This window comes from Streptomyces tsukubensis, from assembly GCF_003932715.1.
GTDB classification, from domain to species: domain Bacteria; phylum Actinomycetota; class Actinomycetes; order Streptomycetales; family Streptomycetaceae; genus Streptomyces; species Streptomyces tsukubensis.
The window spans coordinates 2363283-2384842 of record NZ_CP020700.1; the positions used below are offsets into that span (position 1 = coordinate 2363283).

A 21560-nucleotide genomic window follows, 5' to 3' on the forward strand; every position below is an offset into this window, starting at 1 on the left:
CTCCACGGGGAGGCTGGCCGGGGGCGGTCAGGACCAGCGGCCGGTGCGGGTCAGGAGCAGGGCCGTCGCCGCCGTACCCGCGGTGGAGGTACGGAGCACACTGCGGCCCAGCCGGTACGGGCGGGCCCCGGCCGCTTCGAACAGGGCGATCTCCTCCGGCGACACCCCGCCCTCCGGTCCGACGACGACCACGACGGAGCCCGCGGTGGGCAGCACGGCGGTGGCGAGGGGTTCGGCGCCCTCCTCGTGGAGGACGGCGGCGAAGTCGGCTTCGGCGAGGAGTTCGGCGACCCGGCGGGTGGTGGCCGGTTCGGTGATCTCGGGGAAGCGGAGGCGGCGCGACTGCTTGCCCGCCTCGCGGGCCGTGGCCCGCCACTTCGCCAGGGATTTGGCGCCCCGGTCGCCCCGCCACTGGGTGATGCAGCGGGACGCGGACCAGGGCACGATCGCGTCGGTCCCGGTCTCCGTCATGGTCTCGACGGCGAGTTCGCCGCGGTCGCCCTTGGGGAGCGCCTGGACGACGGTGATCCGGGGGGAGGGCTCGGGCTCGTCGGGGAACGAGACCGGTTCGACGATCAGCCGGTCCTTGCCCTCGGTGCGCAGGACCCGGCCCGCGGCACCGCGGCCGCGGCCGTCGGTGAGGACGACGTCCTCGCCGGGCTGGAGCCGTTTCACGGAGACGGCGTGCCGCCCCTCGGGGCCGTCCAGGACGAGGGGGGAGCCGGGGGCGGCGCCGTCGAGGGAGTCGACGACGAACACGGGCGCGGTCATCAGGAGTCCTCCCGTCCGCCGGTGGAGCCGCCGACGGCAGCGGTACGGCCCGTTCCGCCGGGGGCCCCGTCGCCCGCCGGGTCCTCCGGGTCCTGCCAGGTGCCGTCCGGGCCCGCGGCGCCGTGCTGTTCGGTGCCCTGCCAGGCGGTGTGCTGCCATTCGGCGACGAGCGTGTCCACCAGGTCGGCGGCCGGGAGCGCGCGGGCCATCCGGTGGCCCTGTCCGGCCCAGAGCGCCATGCCCTGCGGGTCGCCCGCCTGCGCCGCGGCCTTCCGCAGCCCGGTCGTCAGATGGTGCACCTCGGGGTAGGCGGCGGGGGCGTAGGGGCCGTGCTCGCGCAGGAAGCGGTTGACCAGACCGCGGGCGGGCCGGCCGGTGAAGGCGCGGGTCAGCTCGGTGCGGACGAACAGCGGATTGGTCATGGCCTGCTTGTGCAGCGGATTCGCCCCGGACTCGGGGCAGACCAGGAAGGCCGTGCCGAGCTGGGCCGCGCTCGCCCCGGCCGCCAGGACGGCCGCGATCTGGCTGCCCCGCATCAGCCCGCCGGTGGCGATGACCGGCAGGTCGACGACGTCCCGGACGAGTGCGATCAGGGTCAGCAGTCCGATGCCGGTGCCGTCCGCCGCCGGATCGTCGCGGTGGGTGCCCTGGTGGCCGCCCGCCTCGATGCCCTGGACGCAGACCGCGTCGGCGCCCGCCCACTGCGCGGCCTGGGCCTCCTCGGGCGTGGTGACGGTGACGACCGTGTACGTGCCCGCCCGGGCGAAGGACGCGAGGACGTCCGGGGCGGGGCAGCCGAAGGTGAAGGAGACCACCGGCACCGGATCGTCCCGCAGGATGGCCAGTTTGGCCTCGTACCCGTCGTCGCGGCCGGACTCCGGATCGCCGAGCGGCGTCTCGTACCAGCTCGACTCGCCCGCGAGCTGCTGGCGGTAGACCTCGACGGCGCTCGGGTCGGAGATCCGGGGCTGCGGCATGAACAGGTTCACGCCGAACGGCCGTGAAGTGAGCCCCCGGATCTGCTTGATCTCCTGGTACATCCCGTCGGTGGTCTTGTACCCGGCGGCGAGGAATCCGAGGCCGCCCGCTTCGGAGACGGCGGCGGCGAGGCGCGGGCCGGACGCCCCTCCGGCCATCGGCGCGGCGATCACGGGGTGCCGGAGCAGATCGGAAAGGGCGGGGGACCCGGAGGGCGCGGAGGACATGCAGGCATCGTGCCACCTGCGTACGTCCGTGACGAAACGGGCCCCGGGTACCTGCCGCCGCAATGTCGTGCAAAGGGGTCCGGCCCCCGGCCGGGGGCCGGACGGGAGGGTCCCGGGGCGGCCGGGACCCTCCTCGTCGACGATCCGATACGGCCTAGGCCGTGTCTGACAAATGGCGTCGTCCGCCCGGAGGGCGGGGCCTGCGGCTCCCCCAGCCCTGCGGCTGGGGGGACCCCCAGGTGCGTGCAATCGCAAGGCGGTGGGGGTCCCCCCGGCGAAGCCAGGGGGCGGTTTCCCTCGTACTGGACGTACTCGGGAAATCCCGACAACGCTGGGGGCACCTCCCGTGCCCGAAGGGCACAGGGGGAGAGTGTGCGTGCCGGGCGTCGCGGGCCAGACGGGATTTGTCAGACACGGCCTAGCGGCCGTTGAAGGCGTCCTTCAGCCGGGAGAACAGGCCCTGCTGGCCGGGCTGGAACTGGCCCTGCGGCCGCTCCTCGCCGCGCAGCTTCGCCAGTTCGCGCATCAGCCGCTCCTGCTCGGGGTCGAGCTTCGTCGGGGTCGTCACCTCGACGTGGACGATGAGGTCGCCGCGCCCGCCACCGCGCAGATGCGTCACCCCTCGGCCGTGGAGCGGGATCGACTGCCCGGACTGCGTCCCGGGCCGGATGTCGACCTCCTCCAGACCGTCGAGGGTCTCCAGCGGCACCTTGGTGCCGAGGGAGCCCGCCGTCATGGGGATGGTGACCGTGCAGTGCAGATCGTCGCCGCGGCGCTGGAACACCGGATGCGGCAGTTCGTGGATCTCGACGTACAGATCGCCGGCGGGGCCGCCGCCGGGGCCGACCTCGCCCTCCCCGGCCAGCTGGATACGGGTCCCGTTGTCGACACCCGCGGGGATCTTGACCGTCAGCGTACGGCGGGAGCGGACCCGGCCGTCGCCCGCGCACTCGGGGCACGGGGTGGGGACGACCGTACCGAAGCCCTGGCACTGCGGGCAGGGACGGGAGGTCATGACCTGGCCCAGGAAGGACCGGGTGACCTGGGAGACCTCACCGCGGCCGCGGCACATGTCGCAGGTCTGCGCCGAGGTGCCGGGGGCGGCGCCCTCGCCGGAGCAGGTGGTGCAGACGACGGCCGTGTCGACCTGGATGTCCTTGGTGGTGCCGAAGGCCGCCTCGTTGAGTTCGATCTCCAGCCGGATCATCGCGTCCTGGCCGCGCCGGGTGCGCGAGCGCGGGCCGCGCTGGGACGCCGTACCGAAGAAGGCGTCCATGATGTCCGAGAAGTTCCCGAAGCCGCCGGCGCCGAAGCCGCCCGCCCCGCCACCGCCCGACTGGGACAGCGGATCGCCGCCGAGGTCGTAGACCTGCTTCTTCTGCGGGTCCGACAGCACCTCGTAAGCGGCGTTGATCTCCTTGAACCGCTCCTGGGTCTTCGGGTCCGGGTTCACGTCCGGGTGGAGTTCCCGGGCAAGTCTGCGGAACGCCTTCTTGATCTCGTCCTGGGAGGCGTCGCGGCGCACGCCGAGTACGGCGTAGTAGTCCGTGGCCACTTACGACTCCGCCAGGATCTGTCCGACGTAACGTGCCACTGCGCGTACCGCTCCCATCGTTCCGGGGTAGTCCATGCGGGTCGGTCCGACCACGCCGAGTTTGGCAACTGCCTCGTCGCCCGAACCGTAGCCCACGGTCACGACGGACGTTGCGTTGAGCCCCTCGTGGGCGTTCTCGTGACCGATGCGCACGGTCACGCCCATGCCTCCGCCGGACTCCTTGGCCTCGCCGAGCAGCTTGAGGAGCACCACGTGCTCCTCCAGCGCCTCCAGCACCGGCCGGATCGTCAGGGGGAAGTCGTGTCCGAAGCGGGTGAGATTGGCGGTACCGCCGATCATCAGCCGCTCCTCGGTCTCCTCGACGAGGGTTTCGAGGAGGGTGGAGAGCACGGTGGTGACCGTGCCGCGGTCCTCCGGCTCGTCGAAGGAGTCGGGCAGGTCCTGCACCAGCTGCGGCACATCGGTGAACCGGCGGCCGACGACCCTGCTGTTGAGCCGGGCCCGCAGATCGGCGAGGGAGGCCTCGCCGAAGGGGGCCGGGCAGTCGATCATCCGCTGCTCGACCCGGCCGGTGTCGGTGATCAGGACCAGCATCAGCCGGGCGGGCGCCAGCGACAGCAGTTCGACGTGGCGGACCGTGGACCGGGTCAGCGAGGGGTACTGCACGATCGCGACCTGGCGGGTCAGCTGCGCCAGCAGCCGTACCGTACGGCCGACGACGTCGTCGAGGTCGACCGCTCCGTCGAGGAAGCTCTGGATGGCGCGCCGCTCGGCCGCGGAGAGCGGCTTGACCCCGGCGAGCCGGTCGACGAAGAGGCGGTAGCCCTTGTCGGTGGGGATGCGCCCGGCGCTGGTGTGGGGCTGGGCGATGAAGCCCTCCTCCTCCAGCACGGCCATGTCGTTGCGGACGGTGGCCGGGGAGACGCCGAGCTGATGGCGTTCGGTGAGGGCCTTGGAGCCGACGGGCTCCTCGGTGCCGACATAGTCCTGGACGATGGCGCGCAGCACCTCAAGTCTGCGTTCGCTGAGCATCCCGCGCACCTCCAACTGTTTCGTCCGACCGCTCTGTCCGCCCTCGGCTCCCGGGGCGGACGGACGGTTCTCCGGATCGTTCCCCGGTGACCCATCTGGCACTCCACATGCACGAGTGCCAAATCTTCCCCGTGCCAGTGTACGGCCGCCCGGTGCGGGCGGAGCAAGACGACCGGTCACGCTACCGTGCGCCCCGGCCGGGCGCTCCCCTGCCCGCCCCTTGCGTCTGCCCTGTGCCCCCTGTATCCGTTCCGTCCGCGCCGTCCCGCCGATTCCTCCGGTCCCGCCGATTCCTCCGGTCCCGCCGATCCTTCCGGTCCCTCCGGTCCCTCCGCCGGTGCCGGGGGCCGTGGCGATAGCGTCCCGGTATGGACATCGCTTGGGAAGACCACGGCTGGGAGCGGCTGGCCGAGGGGGTGGGCCGGTGCAGGCTGCCCGGGTGGGACGCGACCTGCGGGCTGATCGCCGGCCGGGACGGCGCGCTGCTGTACGACACGGGTTCGACGCTCGCAGAGGGCGCCGCGCTGCGGGCCCGGGCGGAGGCGCTGCTGGGCGGCCGTCGGGTGACGCATATCGCGCTCAGCCATCCGCACTTCGACCATGTGATGGGTACGGCGGCGTTTCCCGGTGCCGAGGTGTTCGGGGCGGTCGGCATGGACACGCTGCTGCCGAGGGAGCGGGAGGAACTGCGGGCGGACGCGGTGCGGTTCGGGGTACCGGAGGAGGAGGCGGCCCGGTCGGCGGATTCGCTGGTGGCGCCGGGGCACACGGTCACCGGGGAGCGGATGCTGGACCTGGGCGGGCGCCGGGTGCTGCTGGCGAACGTCGGTCCCGGGCACACCGGGCACGATCTGGCGGTCCTGGTGCCCGGCGAGCCCGAGGTGGTGTTCTGCGGGGATCTGGTGGAGGAGTCCGGCGAGCCGCAGGCGGGCCCGGACGCGGTCGGCGCCCGCTGGCCTGCCGCCCTGGACCGGCTGCTGGCGCTGGGCGGGGAGGACGCCGCCTATGTCCCGGGGCACGGGGCCGTGGTCGACGCGGCGTTCGTCCGGGCGCAGCGCACTGCGCTGGCGGAGCGCTTCGGGGTGTCGTAGCGTCGGGCGAATGCGCAGCTACAGCCCTGATCTGACCCCGCCGTGGAAGAAGCGGGCGCCGGTGCCGGAGGTGCCCGCGGACCCCTCGGACCCCGATCTGGTGGTGGAGGAGGTCACCACGGGCTTCTGCGGGGCCGTGGTGGGGTGCGAGGCGGGGACGGTGACGCTGGAGGACCGCTTCGGCAAGCACCGGGTGTTCCCGCTGGCGCCGCGCGGGTTTCTGCTGGACGGGCAGATCGTGACGCTGGTACGCCCGGGGGCCGGGGCTCCGGCCCGCCCGGTGCGGACGGCGTCCGGTTCCGTCGCGGTGCCGGGGGCGCGGGCGCGGGTGGCCCGGGCGGGCCGTATCTATGTGGAGGGCCGCCACGACGCCGAGCTGGTGGAGAAGGTGTGGGGGGACGATCTGCGCATCGAGGGCGTGGTGGTCGAGTATCTGGCGGGCATCGACGATCTGCCCGCGATCGTCGGGGAGTTCGCCCCCGGTCCGGACGCCCGGCTGGGGGTTCTGGTGGACCATCTGGTGCCGGGGTCCAAGGAGTCCCGGATCGCGGCGTCGGTGACCGATCCGCATGTGCTGGTGGTGGGGCATCCCTATATCGACGTGTGGGGTGCGGTGAAGCCGTCGTCGCTGGGCATCGCCGGATGGCCGCGGGTGCCCCGGGGCGAGGACTGGAAGACGGGCGTCTGCCGGGCCCTGGGCTGGCCCGCCAACACGGGCGCGGCCTGGCAGCACATCCTGTCCCGCGTCGGCTCCTACAAGGATCTGGAGCCGGAGCTGCTGGGCCGGGTCGAGGAGCTGATCGACTTTGTGACGGCGCCGGAGTAGGGCGGCGCTCCCGGATCGGGCCGGATCAACGCGCGGGGGCCCCGGGCTTCGCCCGGGGGCACCCCCGGCGGCGGGTGCGAAAGGCACCCGAACCCGGCACGATCCGGAAGGGAGGCGCCAGGGCGTTCCGAGCCCGCCCGCGGGTCCGGGCGGCCCCAGCACATGTCTCGCGCATCGGTCCGGCCTCCCTGCTCCCCCGGCCTGCGCCGGGCGGCGGTTCAGTCGACCAGGTCCCGCACCACCCCGTCCGCCAGGAGTCTGCCGCGCAGGGTCAGCACCGCCAGCCCCTGCTCGTAGGCGGCGGGCTCCAGCAGTCCGTCCCCGAGGGAGCGCTCCGCGGCCCGCAGACCCGCCGGGCGGAGCAGCGACAGCGGGGCGCCGTCGCGGAGGCGGAGCTCCAGCAGGATGCGTTCGATCCGGCGGTCGTCGGGCGTGAGGAGTTCCCGTCCGGCACCGGGTGAGCGGCCCTCCGCGAGGGCCGAGGCGTAGGCCGCGGGGTGTTTCACGTTCCACCAGCGGACTCCGCCGACGTGGCTGTGTGCTCCGGGGCCCGCGCCCCACCAGTCCGCGCCGCGCCAGTACAGCTCGTTGTGGTGGCAGCGGGCGGCGTCGGTGGTGGCCCAGTTCGATACCTCGTACCAGCTGAAGCCCGCGGCGGCGAGGAGCTCGTCGGCGATCAGATAGCGGTCGGCGTGGACGTCGTCGTCGGTCATCGGCACCTCGCCGCGCCGGATGCGGCGGGCCAGCTGCGTACCTTCCTCGACGATGAGCGCATAGGCCGACACATGGTCCGGTCCGGCGCCCACGGCCGCCTCCAGAGAGGCCCGCCAGTCGTCGTCGGACTCGCCGGGCGTGCCGTAGATGAGGTCCAGGTTCACATGGTCGAAGCCGGCGGCCCGGGCCTCGGCGACACAGGCCTCGGGGCGGCCGGGAGTGTGGCTGCGGTCGAGGACCTTGAGCACGTGCTGCCGGGCGCTCTGCATACCGAAGGAGATCCGGTTGAAGCCGCCTTCCCTCAGCTCCGCCAGATACTCCGGACCGACCGACTCGGGATTCGCCTCGGTGGTGATCTCCGCGCCGTCCGCCAGCCCGAACTCGGTGCGCACCGCGTCCAGCATCGCCACCAGATCGGCGGCGGCGAGCAGGGTGGGCGTCCCGCCGCCGACGAAGACGGTCCGCACGGGCCGGGGGTCGTCGCCGAGGACCTTGCGGGCCAGCCGTATCTCCTCGGCGACGGTCGCCGCGTAGTGATCGCGGGAGGCCAGGACTCCGCCGGAACCGCGCAGCTCGGTCGCCGTGTAGGTGTTGAAATCGCAGTAGCCGCAGCGGGTGGCGCAGTACGGCACATGGAGATAGAAGGCGAGGGGCCGCTCGGCGGCACCGTCGAGGGCGGAGGCGGGGAGCGACCCGTCGTCGGGCACGGGCACGCCGTCGGGCAGTACGGAAGGCATACGCCCATTCTCCGGCACTCCGGGACATCCCGTGCCGCCCTGTGGATAACCTGCCCCGCCGGTGCGGAAGCCCAGGTCGGAGAGGGGTTACGGGGTGGCGGTGCGGGCCCGGGGTCCGCAGGGGTGGTCCGGGCCCCGGTCCCGTCGGCGGTACGGGCCGCACCGGGTCCGGGCGGCGCCGCCCGGACCCGTACCGTCACGCCTCGCGCTGGCCCTCGTACATCTCTTCGACGAGGTGCCGGAACTCCCGCTCGACCGCCGGGCGCTTCAGCTTCATGCTCGGGGTGAGATCGCCGTGCTCGACGTCGAGGTCGCGCGGCAGCAGCCGGAACTTCTTCACCGTCTGCCAGCGCTGGAGCCCCTGGTTGAGCCGGTCCACATAGCCGGCGATCATCTCCCGGGTGGCGGGAGCGGCCAGCACCTCGGCATAGCTGCTGCCCTCCAGACCGTGCTCGGCGGCCCAGCCGAGGACGGCGGGCTCGTCGAGGGCGATCAGCGCGGTGCAGTAGTTCCGGTCCGCGCCGATGACGACGACGTTGGAGACGAACGGGCAGATCGCCTTCAGCTGGATCTCGACCTCGGTCGGGGCGATGTACTTTCCGCCCGACGTTTTGATCAGGTCCTTCTTCCGGTCCGTGATGGTGAGATAGCCGTCCGCGGAGAGTTCGCCCAGGTCTCCGGTGCGGAGCCAGCCGTCCTCCTCCAGCACCTCGGCGGTCTGTCCGGGCTGCCGGTGGTAGCCCTCCATGATCGCGGGGCCACGGAGCAGGATTTCGCCGTCGTCCGCGATCCGCACCTCCAGACCGGGCAGCGGCTTGCCGACGGTGCCGGTGCGGTAGGAGCCGTGGCGGTTGACGAAGTTCACGGCGCTGGACTCCGTGAGGCCGTACCCCTCCAGGATGTGGATGCCCGCACCGGCGAAGAAGTAGCCGATCTCCGGGGAGAGCGCGGCGGAGCCGGAGACGGCGACCCTGAGCCGCCCGCCGAAGGCCTCGCGGAGCTTGGCGTAGACGAGCCGGTCGGCAATCCGGTGCTGGGAGCGGAGCCCGAAGGGCGCGGTCGCCGATCCGGTGCGGCGGAAGTTGTCCTGGGTGGTCCGGGCGTACTCGCGGGCGACCTCGGCGGCCCACCGGAAGACCTTGTACTTGGCGGGGCCCCCGGCGCGCGCCTTGGCGGCGACACCGTTGTAGACCTTCTCGAAGATCCGCGGCACCGCGGCCATATAGGTGGGCCGGATGACCGGAAGGTTCTCCACGATCTTGTCGTGGCGGCCGTCGACGGCCGTGACGTGGCCGACTTCAATCTGGCCGGAGATCAGGGCCTTGCCGAAGACGTGCGCCAGCGGCAGCCACAGGTACTGGACGTCGTCCTTGTTGATCTGGCCGGTCCCGGCGATGGCCTTCGCCATGTACGACCAGTTGTCGTGCGGCAGCCGGACGCCCTTGGGGCGGCCCGTGGTGCCGGAGGTGTAGATGAGGGTGGCGAGCTGGGTGGGCGTGATCGCGTGGATCCGCTCCTCGACCGCCGTGGGCCGTTCTTCGAGGAGCGCCCGGCCGCGCTGCTCCAGTTCGTCGAGGCCGAGCACGAACCCGTCCGTCGCGGTACCGGCCGCGGGGGCCGCGGCTGCATCGGCGCCGGTCGCAGGGTCCGCGGCGGCATCGGCACCGGTCGCGGCGGGGTCGATGACCACGACATGGCGCAGCTCGGGCAGTTCCGCCCGCCGCTCCAGGACCTTCGCCAGCTGGGCCGCGTCCTCGGCTATGAGGATCCGGCTGCCGGAGTCGGTGAGGATGAACGCCGACTCCTCGGCGTTGGTGGAGGGGTAGATGGTGGTCGTGGCACCGCCCGCGCACATCACGCCGAGGTCGGCCAGGATCCACTCGATACGGGTCGCGGCCATCAGGGCGACCCGGTCCTCGGGGCGGATGCCGAGGCCGATCAGCCCGGCGGCGATCGCGTACACGCGCTCTGCCGTCCCGGCCCAGGTGAGCGACGCCCAGACGGTCGGCGCGGGGGCGTCGTCCGCCGCGGCGGCTCCCCCGGGTTCACCGTCGGACGGCTCCGCGGTCGCCCGACCCGGGGCAGGGGCACCGGCCGGTGCCAGGACCGGGTAGCGGAAGGCCTCGCCGTCCGGGGTCGCCGCCACCCGCTCGGTGAAGAGCATCGCCACCGAGGCCGGGCGGTTGTCGATCGTGGTCTGTGTGTCGCTCAAGACATCCTCCGGGCCTGCGGCGGCGTACTGACCGTAAGGACGCCACTGAGCAGGCACTTTTCAACTGGCCGGGTACCCCCGGCCGGGCGCGATCAGCGTAGATCGCGTACCGCCGGTACGTAAGGGGCTTCCGTCCTCCGCTTCGATGCGTGCGGGTACGGACACGGACAGCGCCCGGCCGGTCCTGCCGGCCGGGCGCCCCGCGCGATCGCCCGCGGTTACTTCTTGGCCTTGCCGCCACCGCTGTCGTCGCTGGAGAGGACGGCGATGAAGGCCTCCTGCGGGACCTCGACACTGCCGACCATCTTCATCCGCTTCTTGCCTTCCTTCTGCTTCTCCAGCAGCTTCCGCTTCCGGGAGATGTCACCGCCGTAGCACTTGGCGAGGACGTCCTTGCGGATGGCCCGGATGGTCTCGCGGGCGATGACCCGGGAGCCGATCGCGGCCTGGACCGGCACCTCGAAGGCCTGCCGGGGGATCAGCTCCTTCAGCTTGGCGACGAGCCGTACGCCGTACGCGTACGCCTGGTCCCGGTGCGTGATCGCGGAGAAGGCGTCGACCTTGTCGCCGTGGAGCAGGATGTCGACCTTGACCAGGTGCGCGGACTGCTCGCCGGTGGGCTCGTAGTCCAGCGAGGCATAGCCGCGGGTCTTGGACTTCAGCTGGTCGAAGAAGTCGAAGACGATCTCCGCGAGGGGCAGGGTGTAGCGGATCTCCACCCGGTCCTCGGAGAGGTAGTCCATTCCGAGCAGGGTGCCGCGGCGGGTCTGGCAGAGCTCCATGATCGAGCCGATGAACTCGGTCGGCGCGAGGACGGTGGCGCGGACGACCGGCTCGAAGACCTCGCTGATCTTGCCTTCGGGGAACTCGCTGGGGTTGGTCACCGTGTGCTCGACGCCGTCCTCCATGATCACCCGGTAGACCACGTTGGGCGCGGTGGCGATCAGATCGAGGCCGAACTCGCGCTCCAGCCGCTCCCGGATCACATCGAGGTGGAGCAGGCCGAGGAAGCCGACGCGGAAGCCGAAGCCCAGGGCCGCGGAGGTCTCCGGCTCGTACACCAGGGCGGCGTCGTTGAGCTGGAGCTTGTCGAGGGCGTCGCGCAGCTCGGGGTAGTCCGAGCCGTCCAGCGGGTAGAGGCCGGAGAACACCATCGGCTTGGGGTCCTTGTAGCCGCCGAGTGCCTCCGTGGCGCCCTTGACCTGCTGGGTGATGGTGTCGCCGACCTTGGACTGGCGGACGTCCTTCACTCCGGTGATGAGATAGCCCACCTCGCCGACGCTCAGACCGTCGGCCGGGAGCATCTCGGGCGAGTTGGTGCCGATCTCCAGCAGTTCGTGGGTGGCGCCGGTGGACATCATCCGGATCCGCTCGCGCTTGCCGAGCTTGCCGTCGATGACCCGGACATAGGTGACGACGCCCCGGTAGGAGTCGTACACCGAGTCGAAGATCATCGCGCGGGCGGGGGCGTCGGCGACGCCGACCGGGGCGGGGACCTCGCGGACCACCCGGTCCAGCAGCGCTTCGACACCGAGGCCGGTCTTCGCGGAGACCTTCAGGACGTCGTCGGGGTCGCAGCCGACGAGGTTCGCCAGCTCCTCTGCGAACTTCTCGGGCTGGGCCGCCGGAAGGTCGATCTTGTTGAGGACGGGGACGATCGCCAGATCGTTCTCCATCGCCAGATAGAGGTTGGCGAGGGTCTGCGCCTCGATGCCCTGCGCCGCGTCGACCAGCAGGACCGTGCCCTCACAGGCCGCGAGGGAGCGCGAGACCTCATAGGTGAAGTCCACGTGCCCCGGGGTGTCGATCATGTTCAGGATATGGGTCCGGCCCTGGCCGGGCCCCTCGGTGGGGGCCCAGGGCAGCCGGACGGCCTGGGACTTGATCGTGATGCCGCGCTCGCGCTCGATGTCCATGCGGTCGAGATACTGGGCGCGCATCTGCCGCTGCTCGACCACGCCGGTGAGCTGGAGCATCCGGTCGGCAAGGGTCGACTTGCCGTGGTCGATGTGGGCGATGATGCAGAAATTGCGGATCAGCGCCGGGTCGGTACGGCTCGGCTCTGGCACATTGGGAGGAGTCGCGGGCACGCAGGGTCCTGATTCTTGGGACGCTCCGGCGGCGCCGGGCGTCCCGTCTGGAGGCGATGACGGGTCTGTACGTAGCCCCTATCGTCCCACGCGTGAGGGACTGAGGCCGGTTTGGGCCGCCGGGAGCCCGGCTGGTACCGTGGCTGGCTGTGTGTCTCGTGCGCCCTCCCGAGCGGAGGATCCGCGCGGCGGGCACACCCATCACAGATCATCGAACCTGAGAAGGCTCTTTCGTGGCGAACATCAAGTCCCAGATCAAGCGGAACAAGACGAACGAGAAGGCGCGCCTGCGCAACAAGGCCGTCAAGTCGTCCCTGAAGACCGCGATCCGCAAGGCCCGCGAGGCCGTCGCCGCCGGCGACGTCGAGAAGGCCACCGTGGCGACCCGTGAGGCGACCCGCAAGCTCGACAAGGCCGTCTCGAAGGGCGTCATCCACAAGAACGCCGCCGCCAACAAGAAGTCGGCGCTTGCGGCGAAGGTCAACGCCCTCCAGGCCTGATCACCCGGCACCGCATCCGGTGAGCCCCGTCACAGCGACGAGGCGGTCCACCGGACGAGGTGACCGCCGGGACGACGAGCGGGCCCTCTCTCATCCGCTCCCTTCCCGGCAGCTTCGGACACGCACTTGGTCCTGCGTTCGCCACGCGGGTGCGAGTCCACCGGCAGAACCTCCCGAAGGCCCCGGCCCTCCCGGCCGGGGCCTTCGGCATGCCCGCACGGCCGGTGACCGGCGGGCCGGGACACCCGCTTCAGGAGAGCGGGTGTCAGCGCTCAGTCCGAGCGCACGGGGGACGGACTCTCTTGCGCGCATGCGGGTGAGAGGTCCGGTAGCTCAGCCCGTGCACAGCCGGGACGGACACGGCGGCCGACCGGGGCGCGGGGGCGGCCGTGCAGCCGCCGGGTCATCCGACCTCCGGGCGCGCGTCAGCGCGGGGCGCGGCCCGAGCGGGCGGCGCGGGCGATGGTGACGACCGCTTTCTCCAGGGCGTACTCCGGGTCGTCGCCGCCGCCCTTCACACCCGCGTCGGCCTCCGCCACGGCCCGTAGCGCCACGGACACGCCGTCGGGGGTCCAGCCGCGCATCTGCTGCCGCACCCGGTCGATCTTCCAGGGCGGCATGCCCAGCTCGCGGGCGAGATCGGCGGGCCTGCCGCCGCGGGCCGATGACAGTTTGCCGATGGCCCGGACGCCCTGCGCCAGCGCACTGGTGATCATCACGGGGGCGACACCGGTGGAGAGCGACCATCGCAGCGCCTCCAGCGCCTCCGCCGCCCGGCCCTCGACCGCGCGGTCGGCGACGGTGAAGCTCGACGCTTCGGCCCGGCCGGTGTAGTAGCGCCCGACGATCTCCACGTCGATCGTGCCCTCGACATCCGCGGTGAGCTGGGACACCGCGCTCGCCAGCTCCCGGAGGTCGCTGCCGATGGAGTCCACCAGCGCCTCGCACGCCTCGGGCGTGGCGGATCTGCCGAGGGCCCGGAACTCCGAGCGGACGAAGGTCAGCCGCTCCGCGGGCTTGGTCGTCTTGGGGCAGGCGACCTCCCGGGCCCCTTCCTTGCGCGCGGCGTCCAGGAGTCCCTTGCCCTTGGCACCGCCGGGGTGGACGAGGACGAGGGTGATCTCCTCGACGGGCGCGGCGAGATACGCCTTGACGTCCTTGACGGTGTCGGCGGACAGGTCCTGGGCGTTCCGGACGATCACCACCTTGCGCTCGGCGAAGAGGGAGGGGCTCGTCAGCTCGGCCAGGGTGCCGGGCTGGAGCTGGTCGGCGGTGAGATCGCGGACGTCCGTATCGGCGTCGGCGGCCCGCGCGGCTGCCACCACCTGCTGGACGGCGCGGTCCAGCAGGAGGTCCTCCTGTCCCACGGCGAGCGTGACGGGGGCGAGCGGGTCGTCTGTCGGGTTCTTCCTGGTGGCCATCGTGAACCAGCATCCCACGCCCCACCGACACCCGGCCCCGGGGCGGGGTGCCCGTGACGGTGCCGGACAATGGCGGGGTGAGTGAGGGACGACATGTACTGGTGCTGCCGGACCGTGACGCCGCCGAGGAGGTGGCGGAGGAACTGGCCGACCGCTTCGGAGTGACCGACGAGCCGCAGTTGGTCCGGGACGCGCTCGCGGGCGAGGACGATGCGGAGGACGCCCAGTGGCTGGTCGTCGTGGAGGATCCCGCGGACCGGCTCGACCCGGCCGTGCTCGACGCTTTCGCCGCCGAGTACGAGGGCTGGCTGGAGCCGCCCCGCTGAACCCCCGCCCGGGCCCGCCCGCCCACGGCGCACCGGCCGGTGGCACAGCGGCCAGCGGCGCAGCTGCCGGTCAGTCCCCGTCGGCTCCCCCGCCCCTGTCGCTCCGGCCGTCTTCACCGGCCCTGGGGTCGGTCGGGAGCCGGTCCAGCCGGATCCCGAAGTGGTCGCGGTAGGCGGCGAACACGGCCGGATCGTCGTGGAGGGTCTCCTCGTGGCGCTCACCGCCCCGGGTGATGACCAGCCGGCGCCCGCTGAGGGTGGTCCGGCCTTCGGCGGTGAGCCGGGAGCAGACCAGGGAGCGGGTGAAGTGGGACTCGGGCGAGGTGCTGTGCCACCAGGCACCGGCCCGGAAGTCGCCCAGGACCCGGGGCCGGGTTTCCAGCCGGAACTGCGGTTTTCCGTCCCGCAGTACGTCGAGGTCCCCATGGCCGTCCGCGTCCCCCGGGGCGTCCCGGCCGCCCGCCGGGACGATGCGGAACGCACCGGCCGGGTCGTGCTGTTCCTCCCGCAGGTCGAAGGCGAGGGGGTGGTGGCTGTGGTCGCCGAAGCCGACGTCCGCGAGCCACCGCCCGGCGCCGTCCTCCGTCTCGACGAGAAGGGCCAGATGGTCGTACGGGATGCCGAGGGTGCCGTCCTCGCCAAAGACCCGGGCCTGGAGCAGCTGGACCCGGAACCCGAGATCGCGCAGCAACGCGGCGAAGGCGCCGTTGAGTTCGTAACAGATACCGCCCCGGCCCGCCGATGCGATCTTGTCGACCAGCCGCTTCTCGTCCAGCACGATTCCCTCACCGAGATGCACGGAGAGGTTCTCGAAGGGCACGCTCCGCAGATGGCGCTCCTGTAGTTCCCGCAGGGCCGTGGCGTTCGCGTGACCGGGCCTGTCGGCACCGATGCGGCGGAGATAGGCGTCCATGGCCCCAGTGTGACCCGCTCCCCTGCCCCGGGGCACGGCCGTCGCACCGGCTTGGTCCCAAAGGCCCACTCCGGTGGACCGTACGGCCCGGGACCTGCGGCGGAGGCCGCTCCCCGTCCATGCAGACCACCCGGGGAACCCGGTTCCGGCCGGACCGCCGGGGACCGGAGACCGGCCGGGGGTGTGCCGGCGGGGCCGTGGGGCACCTGCGGGGGCCCGGCCGGGCCCCGGGCCGGGAGGACCCGGTCCGGTCCCCCGTCCCGGCGGGCGGACCGCCTGCCCGGTCGCGGCCGTCCCGAAGTGCGGCGGCGGCCGTCGCGGATCGCGGCGCGCAGCCCCCTTCCCGTGCCGGACACCGCGACCGGGCCGTCCTCGTCGGTGCGCAGCACCACGGCGCCCAGGTGCCGGAAGGCGGCGACGGTACGGGGCGCGGGGTGGCCGTACGGGTTGTCCCGGCCCGCGGAGATCAGGGCGAACGCGGGGCGCACCGCCCGCAGCAGCCCCGGATCCTGGTGCGCGGACCCGTGGTGGGCCACCTTGACCACATCGACCTCCCCCAGCGCGGGCCGGGTCCGCAGCAGGGCCCTCTGGGCCGGGGGCTCCAGATCACCGAGCAGCAGCAGGGTGGGACCTCCGGCGGAGCGGACGAGCAGTGTCACGCTGGCATCGTTGGCGTCGTCGGCGTGCCGGGGAGGGAAGGCCGCCCGGGGGTCGGCGTCCGGCCACAAGACCTGCCAGTCCAGTCGCCCGGCGCGGCGGCGCTCGCCGGGTCCCGCCCGGTGGAGGGGGATCCCTGCCGCGTTCGCGGTGCGGCGGACGAAGGCCGCCTGTGCGCGCGGCTCGTCGAGGACGGTGGTCTGCACGGCCCCGACTGCCCGGCCGCGCAGCACACCGGGCAGTCCCCGGACGTGGTCGGCGTGGAAGTGGGTGAGGACGACCATGGGCACCCGGGTGATCCCCAGTTCCCGCAGACAGCGGTCGACGGCTTCCGGATCGGGGCCGGTGTCCACCACGACGGCGGAGCCCGGCCCTGCCGCCAGCACCACCGCATCGCCCTGGCCGACGTCGCATATCACCAGCGCCCACCCGGGCGGCGGCCATCCGGACAGCACCCGGGTCAGCGGAGCGGGCCGGACGACGGCGCAGAGCAGCACCACGGCGCAGACCGCCGCCGCCCACGGGCGGTACGGCAGCCGGCGGATCAGGAGCACCGCGAGCGCTCCGGCGGCGGCCAGCAGGACCCCGCCGCGCCATCCGCCGGGCCAGTCGGCCTGGGCGCCCGGCAGCGCGGACCCCGCGCGGGCGACGGCCGCGATCCACCAGGTGAACCAGCCGGCCGCGGCGGCCAGTGCGACGGCGACCGGCATGGCCACCGTGGCGGCGGCCAGCGCGGCGAAGCCGAGGACCGTGGCGGGTGCGGTCGCCAGCTCGACGGCCAGATTGCAGGGAACGGAGACCAGGCTGACCTTCGCGGTGAAGATCGCGACCACCGGCGCGGACACCGCCTGCGCCGCGGCCGAAACGGCCAGCATCTCGGCGATCCTCGGCGGCACCCCCCGCCGTCGGAGCGCGGCGCTCCAGCCGGGGGCGATGAGCAGCAGGGCGCCGGTGGCGAGGACGGAGAGCAGGAAACCGTAGTTCCGGGCGAGCATCGGGTCGTACAGCACCAGCAGCAGTACGGCGGCGGCGAGTGCGGGCAGGAGCGAACGGCGGCGTCCGGTGCCGATGGCGAGCAGGGTGAGGGCGCCGCAGGCCGCTGCCCGCAGCACGCTCGGCTCGGGCCGGCACACCACGACGAACGCCAGGGTGAGCCCGCCCCCGGCCAGCGCCGTCCCCCGCAGGGTGATGCCCAGCCGGGGGGCGAGGCCGCCCCGCTCGACCCGGCCCGCGCGGCCCGGCGGCCCGATCAGCAGCACCAGCACGATGGTGAGATTGCTGCCCGAGACGGCCAGCACATGTGTCAGGTCCGTGACCTCGAAGGCATTCCGCAGCTCGGGGGTGAGCCGGGAGGTGTCTCCCACGGTGATCCCGGGGACCAGGGCCCGGGCATCGGGCGGCAGGCCTTCGGTCGCCTCGCGCAGCCCGGCCCGGAGTCTCCCGGCCGTCCGCTGGACCCGGGTCGGCGCGCCGACCACCTCCGGCGCCCGGCCGGTGACCCGCAGGACGGCGGCGAACGTCTCGCCCCGGCTGACGGGCGGGGAGAGCCGCCCGGTGAGCCTGAGCCGGGTGGAGGGCAGCAGCCGCTGCCACCCCGCCGCGCTCCCCGGGGTCGCCGCCGGGCGGACGATCACCAGGACCGGTGTCCGGGTCGCGGTGGTCCGGCCGTCGGGCCCGATGACCTCGGTGGCCTCCGCGCCGATGACCACGAGCCTGTGCCCGGTCCCGTCGTGCCCGTTGCGGGAGACCGGGGTCCTGGGGTCCGAGGTCACCGTGGCTTCGAGGGTTGTGGTGGCGTACCGCTCGGCGAGGGCGGGCAGCGGCCCGCGGCGCAGATCCGCGGAGTGCAGCCCGGCGGCGGAAGCACCCGCCGCCGCACAGAGGAGAACCGCCGCGAGCGCCACGGCATGGGGTCCGCGCCGCCGCGCCCCGGAGGCGGGTTCCGGGTGACGGTGCCCACCCGGGGCCGGTGTGCACGGGGCCGGGCGGGTGCCCCCGGCAGGGAGCGCCGTCGCTTCCCCGCCGCCCGGATCCCGTACCCTCCGGGCCGGACCGGCTACCCCGCCGCTCAGCCCCTGCCCCCGCCCCCGCCCGGGCGGCCGGGCGCCGCCTCCGGCCCGTACCCGCCGGACCGTGCGAGCCTCCGAACCGGAACGCGCCGCCGTGTTCACCTCGCGTCCCGTCCGTACCCTCCGGACCGCGACAGGGGTCAGCAGCAGTGCAGCGGCCACGAGGCAGACCGTCACCGCGGCCGCCGTCCAGCGGCCCGGGACACCGACGGCGACTGCGGCGGCCACCCAGGCAGCGGCGGCCGGTACCACCAGCCGCAGATCGGCCGGGCCCTCCTGCCGGGGGTCGGCGGCCCCGAGCGGGTTACCGGACGCGGCATGGACCGCCTGCCGCGCCCTCGTCCCCGTCACGGCCGCACCAGCGTCCGGAGTTCCGCGAACCGGCGCTCCCCGATGCCGTCGACCTCGCGCAGTTCGTCGACGGAGCGGAAACCGCCGCTCCGGGTGCGGTAGTCCACGATGTGCCGGGCCAGCACGGGGCCGACACCCGGCAGGGTGTCCAGCTCCTCCACGGAGGCCGTGTTCAGTCCTACCCGACCGCCCGAGCCACCGGGACCGGGACCAAGGCCGGGGCCGGGGCCGCCGGGAAACACGACGGCCCCGGCTCCGGGTGCGGCGACGGCCGCCCCGACCACCACGTGCTCTCCGTCCATCAGCACCCGCGCGCGGTTCAGCCCGGTCAGATCGGTGCCCTCCTTCGCGCCCCCGGCAGCCGCCAGCGCATCGGCGACCCGGGCTCCCGCAGGGAGCCTGAGCACCCCCGGCCGCCGCACCTTCCCGCTCACGTCCACCACCACCCGGCCCCGGGGCGGTAACTCCGCCCCGGGGGACGGCACCGGACCGGAACCAGCGCCCTCCCCACCGGTCTCCCTCGGGGCCGCGCCCTGCCGCAGGGTCTCGGGCGGGCTCACGGTCTGCGGGCGGCCCGTCCAGAAGTGGAGAGCGGCAAGAACACCCGCCACCACCAGGACGACGGCGAGCGCGGCCAAAGTGCGCGGTTCGAGGCCGCACCGGAGCTGCACCCAGAGCGGGAGCCGCTCCCGTAAGGCGAGTCCGGCCCGCCGCAGCGATCCGTCCCCCGCCCCGGGCTCCCCCGTACCCGACGCCGTCCCCGGACGGCCCGGGCGCACGCCACCACCGTTCAGCGCGGCGGCCACCGCGGCCGAACCGCTCCCACGCGCCCCGACCCGGCCCACCGGCAAGGGCCCCGGCCCGAGGCCACCCACCGCGTCCGCTCTCGTCCGGACCCCGGCCGCACGGACCGCACCCCGACCGACCCTGCTCCGGGCCGACCGCAGCGTCCGGCCCCCGGCTGAGGAGCCTCTGCCGGGCCCGGGTCCCGCTCCCCCGCGCACACTCGATGCCCCGGCCGCCCGCCGAACGGGGCGGGCACGGCTGTCGGATGCCGGGGCACGGCCCGGCCCACTCGTCGCGGAACGTGATCGAAGAACCATGCCCTCGACCGTAGGCACAGCTCGGGAATCCCGCTCAAGCCGAGCACATTCCGTGGATAACCCCGCTGTTGTGGAAAACTCCCTCACTCCCAGGGGGTAACAGTCCGCGACCGTGCCCGCGGGACTCAAGGGAATCAGCCCACGGGCGTGGAAGTCAGCGGGCCGAGACCACGGCCCCCAGCAGCCCCGGTCCCGTATGCGCCCCGATCACCGCGCCGACCTCGCTGACATGCAACTCCCCCAGCCCCGGCACCCGTTCCCGCAGCTTCTCGGCCAGCGCCGACGCCCGTTCCGGAGCGGCCAGATGGTGCACGGCGATGTCCACCCCACCGGCGCCCGCGCATTCGACCGCCAGCTCCTCCAGCCGGGCGATCGCCTTGGAAGCGGTCCGCACCTTCTCCAGCATCTCGATGCGGCCGCCGTCCAGTTGGAGCAGCGGCTTCACCGCGAGCGCCGAACCGAGCAGCGCCTGGGCCGCCCCGATCCGGCCACCGCGCCGCAGATAGTCCAGGGTGTCGACGTAGAAGTAGGCGTGCGTCCCGGCGGCCCGCTTCTCGGCCGCGGCGACCGTCTCGTCGAGCGTGCCCCCGGCCCGTGCCGTTTCGGCCGCGGCCAGGGCGCAGAACCCGAGCGCCATCGCGATCATGCCGGTGTCCACCACGCGCACCGGCACCGGGGCGTCACGGGCGGCCAGCACGGCGGCGTCGTAGGTACCGGAGAGTTCGGCGGAGAGATGCAGGGAGACGATCCCCTTCGCACCGGCTGCGGCGGCTGCACGATAGGTCTCGGCGAAGACCTCCGGGCTGGGCCGGGAGGTGGTGACCGAACGCCGCTTCTGCAGGGCCTGCGCCAGCGATCTGGCGGAGATCTCCGTGCCCTCCTCCAGCGCCTGATCGCCCAGGACGACCGTGAGCGGAACCGTCACGATGTTGTGCTGCTCCACCGCCGACCGGGGCAGATAGGCCGTTGAATCGGTGATGATCGCGACATGGCGGGACATGACCGGGAGGTTACCGGTCGCCGCCGGACGAGGGCAGCCCGGCCCGGTACACCCGCCGTTCGAACCCGTCAGTCCCGTCAGTTCGTCGTCTCCGGACGCGCGCTCTTCTCCCAGGGGTACTGCGCCGTCCGCGGATCGCGCGCCGTGATCGCCCGCGGCCCCGTCTCGTCCGCAGCTCCCTCGCCTTCCGGCTGCCCCGCCGCACCCTCATAGGGGTGGGCCGCGGGCCGCTCGTACGGATGGGACGCCCCGGGGACACCCGGCGCACCGGAACCGGCCGTGGAAGCCGTCGGAGCACCGGACGAAGGAGCAGCAGCAGAAGGAGAAGGGGTAGCAGGAGAAGCGGGAGAGACAGTCGGGGCTGCTCCGGTCTCCGCGCTGTCCGTCCAGTGCCGCAGCGCACCGGCCTCCATGTCGATCTGCGCGCTCAGCGTGTCCAGATCGTCGTCCGCGAACCGCTGCGCCCGGTCGCGGGCCGCCCACCGCAGCGACTCCGCGGAGTGCACGATCTTCTCCACCCGCTCCCGGAGGTCCGGCAGTTTGGCCGAGACCGTCGTCCGGTCGGGCTCGCGCTCCAGACGGCGCAGTTCCTCGTCGAGTTCATGGCCGTGGGCGCTGAGCCGTTCGAAGAGGGCCAGGGACTCGGTCAGCGAGGCGTCCTCGGCGACCCCCGCCCGCAGGGCGTCCTGAGTGGCCCGCATGGATGTCCGCAGCGAGAGCCGGAGCTGCGCCAGCTCACCGGCGACCCCGAGCTGCCCCATGCTCTTGGCCCGCAGGGTGGTGTCCTCCACCGTGCGGCGGGCCTGGGTGACCGTACGCTCCACGCCGCGTTTGGCGGCGCGTACCGCCTTCACGCCCGCATACGCCCCCAGGGCGACGAAGGCAACGAAAAGCAGCGCCAGCATCAGAATCGCGGCTTCCATGAGCAGCCCTTCGCCTTCGGCCTCGGAGGTGGTTCGCGGGTGCGGACGTCTCCACGGTCCCACG

At 73.3% G+C, this 21560-nt stretch carries 16 protein-coding genes and 1 pseudogene; 4 read left to right on the forward strand and 13 right to left on the reverse strand.

The window, feature by feature from the left end; all coding sequences use genetic code 11:
* Positions 1-27: 27 nt before the first annotated feature.
* The 4 genes from B7R87_RS08920 to hrcA form a co-directional block, all read right to left on the reverse strand.
* Positions 28-771 (reverse strand): 16S rRNA (uracil(1498)-N(3))-methyltransferase, encoded by a 744-nt coding sequence (locus B7R87_RS08920; protein ID WP_006349380.1) that lies wholly within the window; start codon positions 769-771, stop codon positions 28-30.
* A complete protein-coding gene (locus B7R87_RS08925; RefSeq protein WP_006349379.1) occupies positions 771-1976 on the reverse strand; it encodes a nitronate monooxygenase in 1206 nt (401 codons plus the stop codon). Before B7R87_RS08925 ends, B7R87_RS08920 begins: the two co-directional genes overlap by 1 nt.
* Positions 1977-2394: 418 nt before the next feature.
* A complete protein-coding gene (gene dnaJ / locus B7R87_RS08930; protein WP_006349378.1) occupies positions 2395-3531 on the reverse strand; it encodes a molecular chaperone DnaJ in 1137 nt (378 codons plus the stop codon).
* The gene (gene hrcA / locus B7R87_RS08935) at positions 3532-4563 is read right to left on the reverse strand and encodes a heat-inducible transcriptional repressor HrcA (protein WP_006349377.1); all 1032 of its coding nucleotides are present in this window, start codon (positions 4561-4563) and stop codon (positions 3532-3534) included.
* A gap of 368 nt (positions 4564-4931) precedes the next feature.
* On the opposite strand from hrcA, the gene B7R87_RS08940 reads away from it, so the two are divergent.
* Positions 4932-5654, forward strand: coding sequence for an MBL fold metallo-hydrolase (locus tag B7R87_RS08940; protein ID WP_006349376.1), 723 nt, complete (start codon positions 4932-4934; stop codon positions 5652-5654).
* 10 nt (positions 5655-5664) lie between these two features.
* Positions 5665-6480 carry a DUF3097 domain-containing protein gene (locus B7R87_RS08945; protein WP_040916354.1) on the forward strand — a complete coding sequence of 272 codons (816 nt, stop codon included), beginning with the start codon at positions 5665-5667 and terminating at the stop codon, positions 6478-6480.
* A 218-nt stretch (positions 6481-6698) separates the two neighbouring features.
* On the opposite strand, the gene hemW is transcribed toward B7R87_RS08945, so the two are convergent.
* The 3 genes from hemW to lepA all read right to left on the reverse strand — a co-directional run bounded on the left by hemW (position 6699) and on the right by lepA (position 12233).
* Entirely contained in the window at positions 6699-7931 is a 1233-nt protein-coding gene (gene hemW / locus B7R87_RS08950; protein ID WP_006349374.1) for a radical SAM family heme chaperone HemW, read from the reverse strand.
* Positions 7932-8127: 196 nt separating this feature from the next.
* A complete protein-coding gene (locus B7R87_RS08955; protein WP_006349373.1) occupies positions 8128-10143 on the reverse strand; it encodes an AMP-dependent synthetase/ligase in 2016 nt (671 codons plus the stop codon).
* A 218-nt stretch (positions 10144-10361) separates the two neighbouring features.
* Positions 10362-12233, reverse strand: coding sequence for a translation elongation factor 4 (gene lepA, locus B7R87_RS08960; RefSeq protein ID WP_006349372.1), 1872 nt, complete (start codon positions 12231-12233; stop codon positions 10362-10364).
* A 233-nt stretch (positions 12234-12466) separates the two neighbouring features.
* Between lepA and rpsT the strand changes: the two genes are divergently transcribed.
* Positions 12467-12733 (forward strand): 30S ribosomal protein S20, encoded by a 267-nt coding sequence (rpsT, locus tag B7R87_RS08965; protein WP_006349371.1) that lies wholly within the window; start codon positions 12467-12469, stop codon positions 12731-12733.
* Positions 12734-13158: 425 nt separating this feature from the next.
* Here the strand turns inward: rpsT and holA are convergent, their stop codons facing one another.
* Positions 13159-14154 (reverse strand): DNA polymerase III subunit delta, encoded by a 996-nt coding sequence (gene holA / locus B7R87_RS08970; RefSeq protein WP_006349370.1) that lies wholly within the window; start codon positions 14152-14154, stop codon positions 13159-13161.
* 77 nt (positions 14155-14231) lie between these two features.
* Here holA and B7R87_RS08975 point away from each other — a divergent pair, with 77 nt between their 5' ends.
* Complete coding sequence (locus tag B7R87_RS08975; protein ID WP_040916352.1) at positions 14232-14480, forward strand: hypothetical protein; 249 nt, start codon at positions 14232-14234, stop codon at positions 14478-14480.
* Positions 14481-14550: 70 nt separating this feature from the next.
* On the opposite strand, the gene B7R87_RS08980 is transcribed toward B7R87_RS08975, so the two are convergent.
* From B7R87_RS08980 to B7R87_RS09000, 5 genes and pseudogenes are all read right to left on the reverse strand, one after another.
* On the reverse strand, positions 14551-15393 hold the full coding sequence (locus B7R87_RS08980; protein ID WP_006349368.1) for an arylamine N-acetyltransferase family protein: 843 nt from the start codon (positions 15391-15393) through the stop codon (positions 14551-14553).
* 314 nt (positions 15394-15707) lie between these two features.
* A pseudogene (locus B7R87_RS08985) lies at positions 15708-18380 on the reverse strand (ComEC/Rec2 family competence protein); the annotation flags it as partial.
* An 86-nt stretch (positions 18381-18466) separates the two neighbouring features.
* Positions 18467-19249, reverse strand: coding sequence for a ComEA family DNA-binding protein (locus tag B7R87_RS08990; protein ID WP_100249219.1), 783 nt, complete (start codon positions 19247-19249; stop codon positions 18467-18469).
* A 478-nt stretch (positions 19250-19727) separates the two neighbouring features.
* Positions 19728-20573 (reverse strand): DegV family protein, encoded by an 846-nt coding sequence (locus B7R87_RS08995; RefSeq protein WP_006349364.1) that lies wholly within the window; start codon positions 20571-20573, stop codon positions 19728-19730.
* Positions 20574-20650: 77 nt separating this feature from the next.
* The gene (locus B7R87_RS09000; protein WP_006349363.1) at positions 20651-21496 is read right to left on the reverse strand and encodes a hypothetical protein; all 846 of its coding nucleotides are present in this window, start codon (positions 21494-21496) and stop codon (positions 20651-20653) included.
* Between the last annotated feature and the right edge of the window lie 64 nt (positions 21497-21560).